At 52.4% G+C, this 16,181-nt stretch carries 13 protein-coding genes and 4 pseudogenes; 9 read left to right on the forward strand and 8 right to left on the reverse strand.

The window, feature by feature from the left end; genetic code table 11:
* Nucleotides 1-100: 100 nt before the first annotated feature.
* The 3 genes from pdxH to anmK form a co-directional block, all read right to left on the reverse strand.
* Nucleotides 101-757 (reverse strand): pyridoxamine 5'-phosphate oxidase, encoded by a 657-nt coding sequence (gene pdxH / locus BHE85_RS10480; RefSeq protein ID WP_001282313.1) that lies wholly within the window; start codon nt 755-757, stop codon nt 101-103.
* Nucleotides 758-815: 58 nt separating this feature from the next.
* Complete coding sequence (mliC, locus tag BHE85_RS10485; protein WP_000061968.1) at nt 816-1,145, reverse strand: C-type lysozyme inhibitor; 330 nt, start codon at nt 1,143-1,145, stop codon at nt 816-818.
* 97 nt (nt 1,146-1,242) lie between these two features.
* On the reverse strand, nt 1,243-2,352 hold the full coding sequence (anmK, locus tag BHE85_RS10490; protein ID WP_000835077.1) for an anhydro-N-acetylmuramic acid kinase: 1,110 nt from the start codon (nt 2,350-2,352) through the stop codon (nt 1,243-1,245).
* Between the two features lie 273 nt (nt 2,353-2,625).
* Here anmK and slyB point away from each other — a divergent pair, with 273 nt between their 5' ends.
* The gene (gene slyB, locus BHE85_RS10495; RefSeq protein ID WP_000597196.1) at nt 2,626-3,093 is read left to right on the forward strand and encodes an outer membrane lipoprotein SlyB; all 468 of its coding nucleotides are present in this window, start codon (nt 2,626-2,628) and stop codon (nt 3,091-3,093) included.
* Nucleotides 3,094-3,139: 46 nt separating this feature from the next.
* On the opposite strand, the gene slyA is transcribed toward slyB, so the two are convergent.
* A complete protein-coding gene (gene slyA, locus BHE85_RS10500) occupies nt 3,140-3,574 on the reverse strand; it encodes a transcriptional regulator SlyA (RefSeq protein ID WP_001296943.1) in 435 nt (144 codons plus the stop codon).
* Nucleotides 3,575-3,774: 200 nt separating this feature from the next.
* Here slyA and BHE85_RS10505 point away from each other — a divergent pair.
* From BHE85_RS10505 to BHE85_RS27390, 3 genes and pseudogenes are all read left to right on the forward strand, one after another.
* A pseudogene (locus BHE85_RS10505) lies at nt 3,775-4,011 on the forward strand (DUF1656 domain-containing protein).
* Between the two features lie 2 nt (nt 4,012-4,013).
* Complete coding sequence (locus BHE85_RS10510) at nt 4,014-4,871, forward strand: efflux RND transporter periplasmic adaptor subunit (protein WP_005055619.1); 858 nt, start codon at nt 4,014-4,016, stop codon at nt 4,869-4,871.
* A pseudogene (locus BHE85_RS27390) lies at nt 4,871-6,877 on the forward strand (FUSC family protein). The gene BHE85_RS10510 and the pseudogene BHE85_RS27390 overlap by 1 nt, the downstream one beginning before the upstream one ends.
* Here the strand turns inward: BHE85_RS27390 and sodC are convergent.
* The 3 genes from sodC to BHE85_RS10535 form a co-directional block, all read right to left on the reverse strand.
* Nucleotides 6,878-7,399, reverse strand: coding sequence for a superoxide dismutase [Cu-Zn] SodC (gene sodC / locus BHE85_RS10525; protein ID WP_004983569.1), 522 nt, complete (start codon nt 7,397-7,399; stop codon nt 6,878-6,880).
* 80 nt (nt 7,400-7,479) lie between these two features.
* Nucleotides 7,480-8,376: an aldo/keto reductase gene (locus BHE85_RS10530; RefSeq protein ID WP_039064123.1), complete on the reverse strand. Its 897-nt coding sequence runs from the start codon at nt 8,374-8,376 to the stop codon at nt 7,480-7,482.
* A gap of 48 nt (nt 8,377-8,424) precedes the next feature.
* On the reverse strand, nt 8,425-8,664 hold the full coding sequence (locus BHE85_RS10535; protein ID WP_000840481.1) for a DUF1289 domain-containing protein: 240 nt from the start codon (nt 8,662-8,664) through the stop codon (nt 8,425-8,427).
* 102 nt (nt 8,665-8,766) lie between these two features.
* On the opposite strand from BHE85_RS10535, the gene nemR reads away from it, so the two are divergent.
* The 5 genes and pseudogenes from nemR to BHE85_RS10560 form a co-directional block, all read left to right on the forward strand.
* The gene (gene nemR, locus BHE85_RS10540) at nt 8,767-9,366 is read left to right on the forward strand and encodes a DNA-binding transcriptional regulator NemR (protein ID WP_001032951.1); all 600 of its coding nucleotides are present in this window, start codon (nt 8,767-8,769) and stop codon (nt 9,364-9,366) included.
* Between the two features lie 36 nt (nt 9,367-9,402).
* A pseudogene (nemA, locus tag BHE85_RS10545) lies at nt 9,403-10,500 on the forward strand (N-ethylmaleimide reductase).
* An 80-nt stretch (nt 10,501-10,580) separates the two neighbouring features.
* Complete coding sequence (gene gloA, locus BHE85_RS10550) at nt 10,581-10,988, forward strand: lactoylglutathione lyase (RefSeq protein ID WP_001237795.1); 408 nt, start codon at nt 10,581-10,583, stop codon at nt 10,986-10,988.
* Nucleotides 10,989-11,090: 102 nt separating this feature from the next.
* Complete coding sequence (gene rnt / locus BHE85_RS10555) at nt 11,091-11,738, forward strand: ribonuclease T (RefSeq protein WP_001282279.1); 648 nt, start codon at nt 11,091-11,093, stop codon at nt 11,736-11,738.
* 92 nt (nt 11,739-11,830) lie between these two features.
* Nucleotides 11,831-15,945 (forward strand): annotated as a pseudogene (locus tag BHE85_RS10560) (ATP-dependent helicase); the annotation flags it as partial.
* 23 nt (nt 15,946-15,968) lie between these two features.
* On the opposite strand, the gene BHE85_RS10565 reads toward BHE85_RS10560, so the two are convergent.
* Nucleotides 15,969-16,181 (reverse strand): integrase core domain-containing protein (locus tag BHE85_RS10565; RefSeq protein ID WP_146628058.1); only part of this gene is annotated, 213 nt, incomplete at its 5' end.

Below are 16,181 nucleotides of genomic sequence, written 5' to 3' on the forward strand. Positions count from 1 at the left end.
CCTTTGCCGGTACACGACTTTTCGCCAGATGCGAAAGAGACATAGAATAAAGTGCCAGAATCAGGAGTACCAGCGATTAAAGCAAGATTTTTGCATCTTTTCAGGGTGCAAGACGATCAATCTTCCACGCATCATTTTCTCGCTGGTACAAAAAGCGGTCATGCAGGCGATGCTCACCACCCTGCCAGAACTCAATCTGTTCAAGGCTGACGCGAAAACCGCCCCAAAAGCTCGGCAATGGCACTTCGCCCTGTTGAAACTTCTGCTTCAGCTCCAGGAATTTACTTTCAAGGATACCGCGGGCAGAAATGCGACTGGACTGCTTCGAAACCCATGCACCAATCTGGCTATCACGCGGGCGGCTATGAAAATATTTCATCACTTCGAGAGTCGAAAGTCGTTCTGCTTTACCGATCACCATCACCTGGCGTTCAAGGGTATGCCACGGGAACAGCAGGCTAACGCGCGGATTATTTTCAATTTGATGTGCTTTACGGCTACCGAGGTTGGTGTAAAACACCATGCCTTTTTCGTCGTAATGTTTGAGTAAAACGATGCGTTGATAAGGCTGAGCATGTTCATCCACGGTAGCGACCACCATCGCGGTAGGGTCTGCCAGTTTGGCTTCACACGCCTGAGAGAGCCAACGTTCAAAAAGGGTTAATGGATCGGCGGGAAGATCGCGACGGCGTAACCCGCCTTTGGTGTATTCACGGCGCAGATGCGCGATTTGCTGCAATTCGTCGTTATCAGACATGGTTTTCTTTACGGATTGTCAGTGGGTGACGCTATTGTGCGCCGCCCCTGGAAAAATCTCAACGCTGTGGATTTTGTAACTGACAGTTATTCAATACGATGCGGTCGCGTTTATAGACAGTCGCTTCATCGCCTTTCGACCAGAAAACATAGATTCCGTCAGTGTAACGTGCACCAGACGCTGAAATGCCCTGTTTGAGATGCAGTAGTTGATTATCGTAAACAAAACTGACTTCCTGGCGCGGATTATTCAGTTTGACCGTCAACGGTTTTTCATCACACTGGTATTCCAGCGTAGCGGTTTGCATGTGCTCAACCAGTTGATTGAACGCGCTACAGCCGGTGAGAAGCACCGGCAAACAGATCAGTAACAGTTTTTTCATAGACATTTCCCGAAGACTTTCCTGGTCTGGAGGGCAATACGCCCTCCCTAACGTTCCAAGTGTAACGGCAGACGCGGTAAGAAAAATTCAGTTAACTCTGATATCACGGGTTAGCAGGGAAAATAGCCCCCAGTACCGTCTCCTGGCTTGCGCCAGTGACGGAAGGCAGATTTCCTGGTAATCCCGCCAGCGTCCGCCAGGCAAGCCAGGCGAAAGCCAATGCTTCCATGTCATCGCCACTAATGCCAACGGCATCGGTGGTGGTGACTTCTGTGCCTGGCAGTAATGCCGCCAGACGCGCCATGAGTAGCGGATTACGACTACCTCCACCACATACCATCAATCGTTCGCAGCCACCGCTCAACAAAACTTGTTCAGAAATGGTCACGGCGGTGAGTTCTGCCAGTGTGGCCTGAACATCACGGGGATCAACACCCGGAAAATGGCGTAAATGGCGCTCCAGCCAGCCGTAGTTAAAGTATTCGCGTCCGGTGCTTTTCGGTGCAGGTTGCGAGAAATATGGGTCGCTGAGCATATTTTGCAGCAGTGGGAGAATAACTTTACCCGCCCGTGCCCACTCGGCATCTTTATCGTAAGGTTTACCGGCCTGACGCCAGATCCAGGCATCCATCAGCATGTTACCAGGACCGGTATCGTAGCCGCCAACCGGCTGCCCAGGAATGAGCAGTGACAGATTGGCGATGCCGCCAATATTGAGCACCATTCGTCGCTCGGTTGGGTGAGCCAGCAAGGCATGATGGAACGCAGGTACCAGCGGTGCGCCTTGTCCTCCCAAGGCAATATCGCGACGGCGAAAATCACCGACAACCGTAATTCCGGTGCGTGCCACAATTTGATTGTTATCGCCAATCTGTAAAGTGTGTGGTGCCACGCCCGTCGGTTCATGCCAGACGGTTTGACCGTGACAGCCGATCGCAACTATATCTCTCGCCTGCAGGTTTTGTTCCTTAAGCAAGGCATTGACCGCATCAGCAAAAAGTCGCCCGAGTTGAGTATCAAGCTGTCCAAACTGCGAAAGTGTAAGCTGCTGGCCCTGGCAAATATCCAGTACAGCCTGTTTCAGAGACACCGGGATCGGCCAGCTCAAGCTTGCCAGCTGTGCGACCCGGTGTTCATCTATTGTCGCCAACACAACATCAACACCATCAAGGCTGGTGCCTGACATAACGCCAATAAAGCGGCCCGATTTCATAGTTCATCCTTTTTCAATCTGACGTTTGCGCACCACTCAAACATAAACTTTTCGTGAATACCATGCGGAATGACCGATTTTTACCGTTGGTAGTAAAACATTATCTTCAAATCAATAATCATCATGAATGTTTTGTTTATAATTGGTTGATCCTACTTTCATTATGATTTGCTCATATTTGGTAGAACATGTAACCATGGATTCACATATGCCATATACTTTGACCATGAGGGATGCTTGCGTGGCGTTTCATGGTGAACAGGAGATTTTTCAATGATTAAACGCGTATTGGTTGTTTCAATGGTAGGTCTGTCTCTTGTCGGTTGTGTTAATAACGACACCCTGTCAGGGGATGTTTATACCGCTTCTGAAGCGAAACAAGTACAGAATGTCAGCTATGGCACCATCGTTAACGTACGTCCGGTACAGATTCAGGGCGGTGATGATTCCAACGTTATCGGTGCAATTGGCGGTGCTGTTCTTGGTGGTTTCCTGGGGAATACTGTTGGTGGCGGAACCGGGCGTTCTCTGGCTACTGCAGCAGGCGCTGTTGCAGGTGGCGTAGCTGGTCAGGGCGTACAGAGTGCAATGAACAAAACGCAGGGTGTCGAGCTGGAAATTCGTAAAGACGATGGTAATACCATCATGGTGGTACAGAAACAAGGCAACACTCGTTTCTCTCCGGGCCAACGTGTCGTACTGGCCAGCAATGGCAGTCAGGTGACCGTTTCTCCGCGCTAAATAAGTTTGCGTGTGGTCAGGTTACTGACCACACGCCCCCTTCATTTCACCCTTTGGCCTGTAACTCAATGATATTATGCTCAAGTTTTGCGATGAGCGTAATCAGTTGCTCCAGTTCCTCTGCGGAGATGCCATGTAATATTTCCGCGCGGGTTTTGTTAATAACAGCTTCCATTTCGCTGATCAGTGGCTCTGCCTTTTCCGTCAGTTTAATACGTTTAGCCCGACGATCGCTGGCACAAGTTTGACGCGAAATTAACCCTTTTTCTTCCAGTTGGTCCAGAGTACGGACCAGTGATGGCTGCTCGATGCCAATCGCTTTTGCCAGTTGAATTTGCGACTGGTCTGGAGGTAACTGATGGATATTGTGTAACGTAACCCAATGGGTTTGTGTTAACTCCAGCGGTTTCAGGCGATGGTCTATCAGAGCACGCCATATGCGCACCAACCGTGCCAGATCAGAACCTAGTGGCGATTCCAATTTCATCTCCTTATAATTAGCTTGCTAAGATATTATGCGGCTTTTAGAATAGTGTGCAGCAATTTTATTGCTAAAACAAATGTATTGCTGCATTTGGTTACCGTCAGACATATTTTTCAGAAATTGCGCGTAAATTTTTCGCACTTAAAGAATATTTATTAATCTAACGCAATATATTCGGTCGTAAAGGAATCTACTTTGTGAAGTTTATGCTCAATGCAACAGGATTGCCCTTACAAGATCTGGTGTTCGGTGCGTCCGTCTATTTTCCTCCGTTTTTCAAAGCCTTCGCGTTTGGATTCGTCATCTGGCTTGTCGTACACCGCCTGCTTCGTGGCTGGATCTACGCCGGTGACATCTGGCATCCCTTGTAAATGGATTTATCGCTGTTTGCGATTTGCGTTTGCCTTGCTCTGGCAATACTGATTGCGTGGTAACTATGTCAATTAAAACAATTAAGTATTTCTCAATAATCATTGTAGCGATAGTTGCGGTTCTTGCCGGATGGTGGCTGTGGAATTATTACATGCAATCTCCGTGGACACGCGACGGGAAAATACGCGCAGAAAAGGTTTCTATCACCCCACAGGTGTCGGGACGTATTGTTGAGCTGAATATAAAAGACAACCAACTGGTTAACGCGGGGGATCTTCTGCTCACGATCGATAAAACGCCCTTTCAGATCGCCGAGCTGAACGCACAGGCTCAGCTGGCGAAAGCGCAATCTGACCTCGCAAAAGCCAATAACGAAGCGAATCGTCGTCGTCATCTCTCACAAAATTTTATTTCTGCCGAAGAACTCGATACCGCTAACCTCAATGTTAAAGCGATGCAGGCCAGTGTTAATGCCGCACAGGCCACGCTGAAACAGACACAATGGCAACTGGCGCAAACGGAAATTCGCGCCCCGGTGAGTGGTTGGGTGACTAACCTCACTACCCGCATCGGCGATTACGCTGACACCGGGAAACCGCTGTTTGCCCTTGTCGACAGCCACTCGTTTTACGTCATTGGTTATTTTGAAGAAACCAAGTTGCGCCATATCCGCGAAGGTGCACCAGCACAAATTACCCTCTATAGTGATAACAAAACGTTACGGGGTCACGTTTCCAGTATCGGTCGGGCGATTTATGATCAAAGCGTTGAAAGTGACTCAAGCCTTATTCCGGATGTGAAACCTAACGTCCCCTGGGTTCGTCTCGCCCAACGCGTTCCCGTCCGCTTTGCGCTGGATAAAGTTCCAGGCGATGTCACGCTGGTGTCGGGCACCACCTGTAGCATTGCCGTAGGTCAATAATGAACGCATCGTCATGGTCCTTGCGCAATTTGCCCTGGTTCAAGGCCACGCTGGCGCAATGGCGTTATGCGTTACGCAATACCATTGCCATGTGTCTGGCGCTGACGGTTGCCTATTATTTGAATCTGGATGAACCCTATTGGGCGATGACCTCGGCTGCAGTGGTTAGCTTTCCCACCGTTGGCGGTGTCATCAGCAAAAGCCTCGGACGCATCGCTGGCAGTTTACTGGGAGCCATTGCGGCACTGCTTCTTGCCGGGCATACGCTCAATGAGCCGTGGTTTTTTCTATTGAGCATGTCGGCGTGGCTTGGCTTTTGTACCTGGGCCTGTGCGCACTTCACGAATAACGTCGCGTATGCATTTCAACTGGCGGCTACACGGCTGCCATCATCGCCTTTCCGATGGTTAATATTACTGAGGCCAGCCAGCTGTAGGATATCGCTCAGGCGCGCGTTTGCGAGGTGATAGTCGGTATTTTGTGCGGCGGCATGATGATGATGATCCTGCCTAGCAGTTCCGATGCTACAGCCCTTTTAACCGCATTGAAAAACATGCACGCCCGATTACTGGAACATGCCAGTTTACTCTGGCAGCCTGAAACAAACGATGCCATTCGTGCAGCACATGAGGGGGGGATTGGGCAGATACTGACCATGAATTTGCTGCGTATCCAGGCTTTCTGGAGCCACTATCGTTTTCGCCAGCAAAACGCGCGCCTTAATGCGCTACTCCACCAGCAATTACGTATGACCAGTGTCATCTCCAGCCTGCGACGTATGTTGCTCAACTGGCCCTCACCGCCAGGTGCCACGCGAGAAATTCTCGAACAATTGCTGACGGCGCTCGCCAGTTCGCAAACAGATGCTTACACCGTCGCACGTATTATCGCCCCGCTACGCCCGACCAACGTCGCCGACTACCGGCACGTCGCCTTCTGGCAGCGACTACGTTATTTTTGCCGCCTTTATCTGCAAAGTAGTCAGGAATTACATCGTCTGCAAAGCGGTGTAGATGATCATGCCAGACTCGCACGGACATCCGCTCTGGCTCGTCATACCGACAACGCCGAAGTTATGTGGAGCGGGCTGCGTACATTTTGTACGTTGATGATGATTGGCGCATGGAGTATTGCATCGCAATAGGATGCCGGTGCCAATGCATTAACGCTGGCAGCAATTAGCTGTCTACTCCGCCGTCGCAGCACCGTTTAAGTCGTTGTCACTGCTGATGCGCACGCTGGTGTTACTTTCGCTATTCAGCTTTGTGGTCAAATTTGGCCTGATGGTCCAGATTAGCGATCTGTGGCAATTTTTACTGTTTCTCTTTCCACTGCTGGCGACAATGCAGCTTCTTAAATTGCAGATGCCCAAATTTGCCGCACTGTGGGGGCAACTGATTGTTTTTATGGGTTCGTTTATCGCTGTCACTAATCCCCCGGTGTATGATTTTGCTGACTTTCTTAACGATAATCTGGCAAAAATCGTTGGCGTTGCGCTGGCTTGGCTAGCGTTCGCCATTCTGCGTCCAGGATCGGATGCTCGTAAAAGCCGCCGCCATATTCGCGCGCTGCGCCGGGATTTTGTCGATCAGCTAAGCCGCCATCCAACACTGAGTGAAAGCGAATTTGAATCGCTCACTTATCATCACGTCAGTCAGTTGAGTAACAGCCAGGATGCGCTGGCTCGCCGTTGGTTATTACGCTGGAGTGTAGTGCTGCTGAACTGTTCTCATGTTGTCTGGCAATTGCGCGACTGGGAATCGCGTTCCGATCCGTTATCGCGAGTACGGGATAACTGTATTTCACTGTTGCGGGGAGTGATGAGTGAGCGTGGCGTTCAGCAAAAATCACTGGCGGCCACACTTGAAGAATTACAGCGGATTTGCGACAGCCTTGCCCGTCATCATCAACCTGCCGCCCGTGAGCTGGCGGCAATTGTCTGGCGGCTGTACTGCTCGCTTTCGCAACTTGAGCAAGCACCACCGCAAGGTACGCAGGCCTCTTAATTACTTAATTACACCACAGGCATAGCGTTCACCGCCACCGCCCAGCGGTTTAGGTTGATCGGACATATTATCGCCGCCAACGTGGACCATCAGCGCTTTGTCTTTGATTTCATCCAGTGATTTCAGACGAGGCGTGATGACGGCATCGGTAGCTTTGCCGTCATTATTGACGACCAGTGCAGGCAGATCGCCTAAATGCCCGGCACCTTCTGGCCCTTCATGTTTACCGGTATTTTGTGGATCAAGATGCCCGCCTGCGGATTCCGCGGCGCTGGCTTTGCCATCTTTGGTGGCTGGCTGGCAGCTTCCTTTGGCATGAATATGGAAGCCATGTTCACCGGGGGGTAATGCTTTCAGATCGGGCGAAAACTCCAGACCTTTATCGGTTTCAGTAATGGTGACGCTACCAATTGACTGCCCTACCCCTTGCGACGTGACGAGGTTCATCTCGACTTTTTCACTGGCAGCTTGTGCGCCGGTTGCAACAACCAGCGCCAGAATAGCCAGACTAAAACGTTTCATAGGACCTCCGTTCATTGTGCATTCCTGAATAAGTGTAAACCAGTGACACATTTTTGAACGGCGGCTATTCCTAAAAGTGCTTACGGTACGTCGTACCCCAGTGCCGCTTTACGAATACGAAACCATTGTTGACGGGTCATTTTCAGTGTTTCTGCTTCGACAGCTGCCCGTACGCGCTCAATTTTACCTGAACCGATAATTGGCAGCGGCTGCGATGGTAAACGTAATACCCAGGCGTAAACCACCTGTTCAATCGAGCCCGCGTTTAACTCCTCTGCCACCACAGCCAGTTCATCACGCAGCAGCTGGAAATAATCATCATTAAACAGACGACCACCACCAAGGCAGGACCACGCCATCGGACGAACACGCAGTTGTTGTAGTTGGTCGAGCGTGCCATCCAGCAGTAACGGCTGATGCACCGGGGATATTTCCACCTGATTAGTGGCAAGGGTAAACGGCAGACGTGATTGCAACAGGGCAAATTGCGCAGGCGTAAAGTTCGATACGCCAAAATGACGCACTTTGCCGCTCTGATGCAGATGTTTGAACGCGTCCGCCACTTCATCGGCATCCATTAACGGGTCTGGTCGGTGGATTAACAGCAGATCCAGATGATCGGTCGCGAGATTAATTAGCGACTGTTCGGCGCTCTTAATGATGTGATCGCGGTCAGTGATGTAATGACCAATGACGTTTTCTTCACGCGCGGTCGTCGCGATACCGCATTTACTGACGATTTCCATCCGTTCACGCAGGTGAGGTGCCAGTTTCAGTGCCTCGCCAAACGCCGCTTCGCACTGATAGCCACCATAAATATCAGCATGGTCCACGGTGGTCACGCCGAGATCCAGATGCTCTTCAATAAAACTGACCAGCTGGCGGGCGGACATATTCCAGTCCATCAATCGCCAGTAGCCCATCACAAAACGGGAAAACTCCGGGCCTTGCGGCGCAATAGTAATACGCTGAACCATAATCGCTTCCTCTTATCAGATATGAGAGGAGTATACGCAAGATTAGGTTCAAAAGAGTGATGGTTGCTCCGGTTCGTCTGATGACGCTGGCTTATTTGCGCGTAATTTGCGCATTAATCGCTGCCGACAAAGGCGCAGCACCTCTTGTTTTTCGCCATCGCTCATTTTATTCCAGTTAAAACGCTCATCCCGACTACGAAAACAGCCGCGACAAAACCCGCGTTCGTCAGACTGGCAAATTCCCCGGCACGGGCTCTGGACGGGAAAGAACTCTAATTGCTCCGCCACTTCGCCCTCCTCAGATAAGATTATTACCATTATTGAAGCTGTTAATGTCCAAAGTAGCAACTTTGCTTGCACTAGACCGACTGGTCTACTACACTCCAACGCATGAACAAACACACCGAACATGATACTCGCGAACATCTCCTGGCGACGGGCGAGCAACTTTGCCTGCAACGTGGATTCACCGGGATGGGGCTAAGCGAATTACTAAAAACCGCTGAAGTGCCGAAAGGGTCCTTCTATCACTACTTTCGCTCTAAAGAAGCGTTTGGCGTTGCCATGCTTGAGCGTCATTACACCGCATATCACCAGCGACTGACTGAGTTGCTGCAATCCGGCGAAGGTAACTACCGCGACCGCATACTGGCTTATTACCAGCAAACACTGAACCAGTTTTGCCAACATGGAACCATCAGTGGTTGCCTGACAGTAAAACTCTCTGCCGAAGTGTGCGATCTGTCAGAAGATATGCGCAGCGCGATGGATAAAGGTGCTCGCGGCGTGATCGCCCTGCTCTCTCAGGCGCTGGAAAATGGCCGTGAGAACCATTGTTTAACCTTTTGTGGCGAACCGCTACAACAGGCACAAGTGCTTTACGCACTATGGCTGGGTGCGAATCTGCAGGCCAAAATTTCGCGCAGTTTCGAGCCACTGGAAAACGCGCTGGCCCATGTAAAAAACATTATTGCGACGCCTGCCGTTTAGCAGGCATTTTTTATCACCAGACGACCGGGAGCCTTTATGTCATCTGAAAAACTGTATTCCCCACTGAAAGTGGGCGCGATCACGGCGGCAAACCGTATTTTTATGGCACCGCTGACGCGTCTGCGCAGTATTGAACCGGGTGACATTCCTACCCCGTTGATGGCGGAATACTATCGCCAACGTGCCAGTGCCGGTTTGATTATTAGTGAAGCCACGCAAATTTCTGCCCAGGTAAAAGGATATGCAGGTGCGCCTGGCATCCATAGTCCGGAGCAAATTGCCGCATGGAAAAAAATCACCGCTGGCGTTCATGCTGAAAATGGTCATATGGCCGTGTAGCTGTGGCACACCGGACGCATTTCTCACGCCAGCCTGCAACCTGGCGGTCAGGCACCGGTAGCGCCTTCAGCACTTAGCGCGGGAACACGTACTTCTCTGCGCGATGAAAATGGTCAGGCGATCCGTGTTGAAACATCCATGCCGCGTGCGCTTGAACTAGAAGAGATTCCAGGTATCGTCAATGATTTCCGTCAGGCCATTGCTAACGCGCGTGAAGCCGGTTTTGATCTGGTAGAGCTCCTCTCTGCTCACGGTTATTTGCTGCATCAGTTCCTTTCTCCTTCTTCAAACCATCGTACCGATCAGTACGGCGGCAGCGTGGAAAATCGCGCACGTCTGGTACTGGAAGTGGTCGATGCCGGGATTGAAGAATGGGGTGCCGATCGCATTGGCATTCGCATTTCGCCAATCGGTACTTTCCAGAACACGGATAACGGCCCGAATGAAGAAGCCGATGCACTGTATCTGATTGAACAACTGGGTAAACGCGGCATTGCTTATCTGCATATGTCAGAACCAGATTGGGCGGGGGGTGAACCGTATACTGATGCGTTCCGCGAAAAAGTACGCGCCCGTTTCCACGGTCCGATTATCGGCGCAGGTGCATACACAGTAGAAAAAGCTGAAACGCTGATCGGCAAAGGGTTAATTGATGCGGTGGCATTTGGTCGTGACTGGATTGCGAACCCGGATCTGGTCGCCCGCTTGCAGCGCAAAGCTGAGCTTAACCCACAGCGTGCCGAAAGTTTCTACGGTGGCGGCGCGGAAGGCTATACCGATTACCCGACGTTGTAATCCAACATTGCGAGCGGCGTAAAGCCGCCGCTATACTAAAACAACATTTTGAATCTGTTAGCCATTTTGAGGATAAAAAGATGCGTCTTCTTCATACCATGCTGCGCGTTGGCGATTTGCAACGCTCCATCGATTTTTATACCAAAGTGCTGGGCATGAAACTGCTGCGTACCAGCGAAAACCCGGAATACAAATACTCACTGGCGTTTGTTGGCTACGGCCCGGAAACCGAAGAAGCGGTGATTGAACTGACCTACAACTGGGGCGTGGATAAATACGAACTCGGCACTGCTTATGGTCACATCGCGCTTAGCGTAGATAACGCCGCTGAAGCGTGCGAAAAAATCCGTCAAAACGGGGGTAACGTGACCCGTGAAGCGGGTCCGGTAAAAGGCGGTACTACGGTTATCGCGTTTATGGAAGATCCGGACGGTTACAAAATTGAGTTAATCGAAGAGAAAGACGCCGGTCGCGGTCTGGGCAACTAATCTCCTGCCGGGCGTGAACTCATCGCGCCCGCATCTTTACTGCATCGACAAGTAATATTTGTCATAATGCGCGCTGCAATTTATCCGTATTAAGAGAATCAGATGTCCGATAACGCTCAACTTACCGGTCTGTGCGACCGTTTTCGTGGTTTTTATCCTGTTGTGATCGATGTTGAAACAGCCGGATTTAACGCCAAAACCGATGCGCTGCTTGAGATTGCCGCCATCACCCTGAAAATGGATGAACAAGGCTGGCTGATGCCGGACACCACATTACATTTCCACGTCGAACCATTTGTCGGCGCAAATTTGCAACCAGAAGCCCTCGCCTTCAACGGCATTGACCCGAACGATCCCGATCGTGGCGCGGTCAGCGAATACGAGGCGCTGCACGAAATTTTTAAAGTTGTACGTAAAGGTATTAAAGCGAGCGGCTGTAACCGCGCCATTATGGTGGCGCACAATGCCAATTTTGATCACAGCTTTATGATAGCCGCCGCAGAACGCGCCTCACTGAAACGTAACCCGTTCCACCCTTTCGCCACTTTTGACACTGCTGCACTGGCCGGGCTGGCACTCGGACAAACCGTATTGTCAAAGGCTTGCCAGACCGCTGGCATGGACTTCGACAGCACCCAGGCGCACTCCGCGCTGTACGACACCGAACGCACTGCTGTGCTGTTTTGTGAAATCGTCAACCGCTGGAAACGTCTGGGAGGCTGGCCGCTACCTGCCGCCGAAGAGGTGTAATCGAGTCGATGCCTGATGACATGCAATGATTCAGGCATCTATAGTGAGGCTATTCCACGCATCCTGCATGATATTCACGGGGAATAGCGTTAATGGCAGATAATCCAGACCCTTCATCGCTCCTGCCGGACGTGTTTTCACCGGCGACCCGCGACTGGTTTCTTCGCGCCTTTAAACAGCCGACCGCTGTCCAGTCGCAAACCTGGCATGTGGCGGCGCGAAGCGAACATGCGCTGGTGATTGCACCGACCGGCTCCGGGAAAACGCTGGCAGCATTTCTCTACGCCCTCGATCGGCTCTTCCGCGAAGGCGGCGAAGATACCCGCGAGGCGCATAAGCGTAAAACCTCACGCATCCTCTATATTTCACCGATAAAAGCTCTGGGCACCGACGTTCAGCGCAACTTGCAGCTCCCGTTGAAGGGTATTGCCGATGAACGGCGGCGGCGCGGCGAAACGGTAATTATTGATGAAGTCCACGCGGTAGCGGGCAGTAAACGTGGTGCGCATCTGGCGTTAAGTCTGGAGCGGCTCGATGCGCTGCTCCACACCTCAGCACAGCGAATTGGCCTTTCTGCCACTGTGCGCTCAGCCAGCGATGTGGCAGCCTTTCTTGGTGGCGATCGCCCGGTTACGGTAGTCAACCCGCCCGCAATGCGCCATCCGCAGATACGAATTGTCGTACCGGTCGCCAATATGGATGATGTCTCATCGGTCGCCAGCAGCACCGGCGAAGACAGCCATGCCGGCCGGGAAGGCTCCATCTGGCCATATATTGAAACGGGTATCCTTGATGAAGTGTTGCGCCATCGCTCGACCATTGTCTTTACTAATTCACGTGGGCTGGCGGAAAAACTGACGGCACGATTAAATGAGCTTTACGCCGCACGCTTACAGCGTTCCCCGTCTATCGCCGTTGATGCGGCCCATTTCGAGTCGACCTCCGGCGCAACCTCTAACCGTGTACAAAGTAGCGACGTTTTTATTGCCCGCTCACACCACGGCTCCGTCTCTAAAGAACAACGAGCAATCACCGAGCAGGCGCTGAAATCGGGTGAGTTACGCTGCGTGGTCGCAACCTCCAGTCTCGAACTGGGGATTGATATGGGCGCAGTGGATCTGGTGATTCAGGTGGCAACGCCGCTTTCTGTTGCCAGTGGGTTACAACGCATTGGTCGCGCCGGACATCAGGTTGGCGGTGTATCTAAAGGGCTGTTTTTCCCTCGTACCCGGCGTGACTTAGTCGATTCCGCAGTCATTGTAGAGTGTATGTTCGCAGGCAGGCTGGAAAACCTGACACCGCCGCATAATCCACTCGACGTCCTTGCGCAGCAAACCGTTGCCGCCGCGGCGATGGAGGCATTACAGGTAGACGAATGGTACTCCCGCGTACGCCGTGCCGCACCGTGGAAAGATCTGCCAAGACGTGTTTTTGACGCCACGCTGGATATGCTTTCCGGGCGCTATCCCTCTGGCGATTTTTCTGCTTTTCGCCCCAAACTGGTCTGGAACAGGGAGACCGGGATATTGACCGTCCGACCTGGCGCTCAATTGTTGGCGGTTACCAGCGGCGGCACCATTCCGGATCGTGGCATGTATAGCGTGTTATTACCCGAAGGTGAAGAAAAGGCCGGTTCGCGGCGGGTGGGTGAACTGGATGAGGAGATGGTATATGAGTCGCGGGTGAACGACATTATCACTCTCGGCGCTACCTCATGGCGGATCCAGCAAATCACCCGCGATCAGGTGATTGTGACTCCTGCTCCGGGTCGTTCTGCCCGGCTCCCCTTCTGGCGTGGTGAAGGTAACGGACGTCCGGCTGAATTAGGCGAGATGATCGGCGATTTTCTTCATTTACTGGCGGATGGCGCGTTCTTTTCCGGGACTATTCCCCCGTGGCTGGCAGAAGAAAATACGAACGCCAATATTCAGGGGTTGATTGACGAGCAACGCAACGCGACGGGCATCGTTCCGGGGAGTCGCCATCTGGTCCTCGAACGGTGCGTGATGAAATTGGCGACTGGCGTATTATTTTGCACTCTCCCTATGGAAGACGGGTGCATGAACCCTGGGCGCTGGCGATTGCCGGGCGAATACATGCCCTATGGGGCGCTGACGCGTCTGTGGTCGCCAGTGATGACGGCATTGTTGCGCGCATTCCTGACACTGATGGTAAATTGCCCGACGCCGCGATTTTTTTGTTTGAACCAGAAAAGTTGCTGCAAATTGTCCGCGAGGCGGTAGGCAGCTCGGCACTTTTCGCCGCCCGTTTTCGCGAATGCGCCGCGCGGGCATTATTAATGCCGGGGCGCACTCCGGGCCATCGCACCCCGCTTTGGCAACAACGGCTGCGCGCCAGTCAGTTGCTGGAAATCGCTCAGGGATATCCAGATTTTCCGGTCATTCTCGAAATCCTACGCGAATGTCTGCAAGATGTTTATGATCTTCCCGCACTGGAACGTTTGATGCGTCGCCTGAACGGTGGCGAAATTCAAATATCCGATGTAACGACCACTACGCCCTCGCCTTTCGCCACAAGTTTATTGTTCGGCTATGTCGCGGAATTTATGTACCAGAGCGACGCCCCGCTGGCAGAGCGCCGGGCATCCGTACTGTCGCTGGACAGCGAGTTACTGCGCAATCTACTCGGACAGGTCGATCCGGGGGAATTACTCGACCCGCAGGTCATTCGCCAGGTGGAAGAAGAGTTGCAACGACTGGCTCCTGGCAGAAGAGCGAAAGGTGAAGAAGGATTGTTCGACCTGCTGCGCGAACTGGGGCCAATGACCGTTGAAGACCTGGCGCAACGGCATACAGGCAGCAGTGAAGAGGTTGCGTCGTATCTGGAAAATCTTCTTGCAGTAAAACGAATCTTCCCAGCGATGATTAGCGGACAGGAGCGTCTTGCCTGTATGGATGATGCCGCCAGGCTGCGTGATGCCCTCGGCGTACGACTACCAGAGTCATTGCCAGAGATTTATTTACATAGAGTCAGTTACCCGCTTCGCGACCTCTTTCTGCGCTATCTCCGGGCTCATGCTCTGGTCACGGCTGAACAACTGGCTCATGAGTTTAGTCTCGGTATTGCCATTGTCGAAGAGCAGCTTCAGCAACTGCGTGAACAGGGTCTGGTGATGAATCTGCAACAAGACATCTGGGTGAGCGATGAAGTATTTCGTCGTCTGCGTTTGCGCTCGCTGCAAGCCGCCAGAGAAGCGACGCGTCCCGTTGCAGCCACGACCTATGCGCGATTGCTGCTGGAACGTCAGGGCGTATTACCCGCCACCGATGGTAGCCCGGCGCTCTTTGCCTCAACATCGCCAGGCGTTTATGAGGGCGTAGATGGCGTGATGCGGGTGATCGAACAGCTTGCCGGAGTCGGTTTACCCGCCTCACTCTGGGAAAGCCAGATCCTGCCTGCCCGCGTACGCGACTATTCGTCAGAAATGCTCGATGAATTACTGGCAACCGGTGCGGTTATCTGGTCGGGGCAAAAAAAACTGGGTGAAGATGACGGCCTGGTGGCACTGCATCTACAGGAATATGCTGCAGAATCGTTCACTCCCGCCGAAGCGGATCAGGCGAATCGTTCGGCGCTGCAACAAGCGATAGTCGCTGTTCTGGCTGACGGAGGAGCCTGGTTTGCACAACAAATCAGCCAACGGATACGCGACAAAATCGGCGAATCGGTTGATCTCTCTGCCCTGCAAGAGGCGTTATGGGCGCTGGTCTGGCAAGGCGTCATCACCAGCGACATTTGGGCACCGTTACGCGCCCTCACCCGCAGCAGTTCCAACGCACGCACCTCAACTCGCCGCAGTCACCGGGCTCGTCGTGGACGTCCTGTCTATGCGCAACCCATCTCGCCGCTGGTATCTTACAACACACCAAATCTGGCTGGACGCTGGTCGTTATTGCAGGTGGAGCCACTAAACGATACCGAAAGGATGCTGGCGCTGGCGGAAAATATGCTCGACCGCTACGGCATCATCAGTCGTCAGGCGGTGATAGCCGAAAATATCCCTGGCGGGTTTCCATCGATGCAAACGCTTTGTCGAAGTATGGAAGACTCCGGGCGAATTATGCGAGGTCGTTTTGTAGAAGGTCTGGGTGGCGCGCAATTCGCTGAACGTCTGACTATTGACCGATGGCGCGATCTGGCGACACAAGCCACGCAAACGCGCCACTATGAACCGCCCCGGGTTTCCTGGAGAGTGTTTTATCTGTGAACTCAGGCTGCCAGATCATCGTTTCCGATGGAAGCATAATAAGCTTTTTCTGCTTCTGCCGGAGGGATGTGGCCCAGCCTTTCCAGCAATCGTCGATTATTATACCAGTCCACCCACGTGAGTGTGGCCAGTTCCACTTCTGCACGGTTTTTCCAGCTCTTACGGTGTATTACCTCCGCTTTGTAAAGACCATTGATGCTCTCCGCCATCGCGTT

The organism is Shigella sp. FC1567 (assembly GCF_001743015.1).
In the GTDB taxonomy this organism is placed as follows: Bacteria; Pseudomonadota; Gammaproteobacteria; order Enterobacterales; family Enterobacteriaceae; genus Escherichia; species Escherichia coli.

Coding starts and splice junctions, on each gene's coding strand:
- nemR (WP_001032951.1), top strand. CDS start 8,767: ATGAACAAACACACCGAACATGATACTCGCGAACATCTCCTGGCGACG.
- rnt (WP_001282279.1), top strand. CDS start 11,091: ATGTCCGATAACGCTCAACTTACCGGTCTGTGCGACCGTTTTCGTGGT.
- gloA (WP_001237795.1), top strand. CDS start 10,581: ATGCGTCTTCTTCATACCATGCTGCGCGTTGGCGATTTGCAACGCTCC.
- anmK (WP_000835077.1), bottom strand. CDS start 2,352: ATGAAATCGGGCCGCTTTATTGGCGTTATGTCAGGCACCAGCCTTGAT.
- BHE85_RS10510 (WP_005055619.1), top strand. CDS start 4,014: ATGTCAATTAAAACAATTAAGTATTTCTCAATAATCATTGTAGCGATA.
- mliC (WP_000061968.1), bottom strand. CDS start 1,145: ATGTCTATGAAAAAACTGTTACTGATCTGTTTGCCGGTGCTTCTCACC.
- BHE85_RS10530 (WP_039064123.1), bottom strand. CDS start 8,376: ATGGTTCAGCGTATTACTATTGCGCCGCAAGGCCCGGAGTTTTCCCGT.
- slyB (WP_000597196.1), top strand. CDS start 2,626: ATGATTAAACGCGTATTGGTTGTTTCAATGGTAGGTCTGTCTCTTGTC.
- sodC (WP_004983569.1), bottom strand. CDS start 7,399: ATGAAACGTTTTAGTCTGGCTATTCTGGCGCTGGTTGTTGCAACCGGC.
- pdxH (WP_001282313.1), bottom strand. CDS start 757: ATGTCTGATAACGACGAATTGCAGCAAATCGCGCATCTGCGCCGTGAA.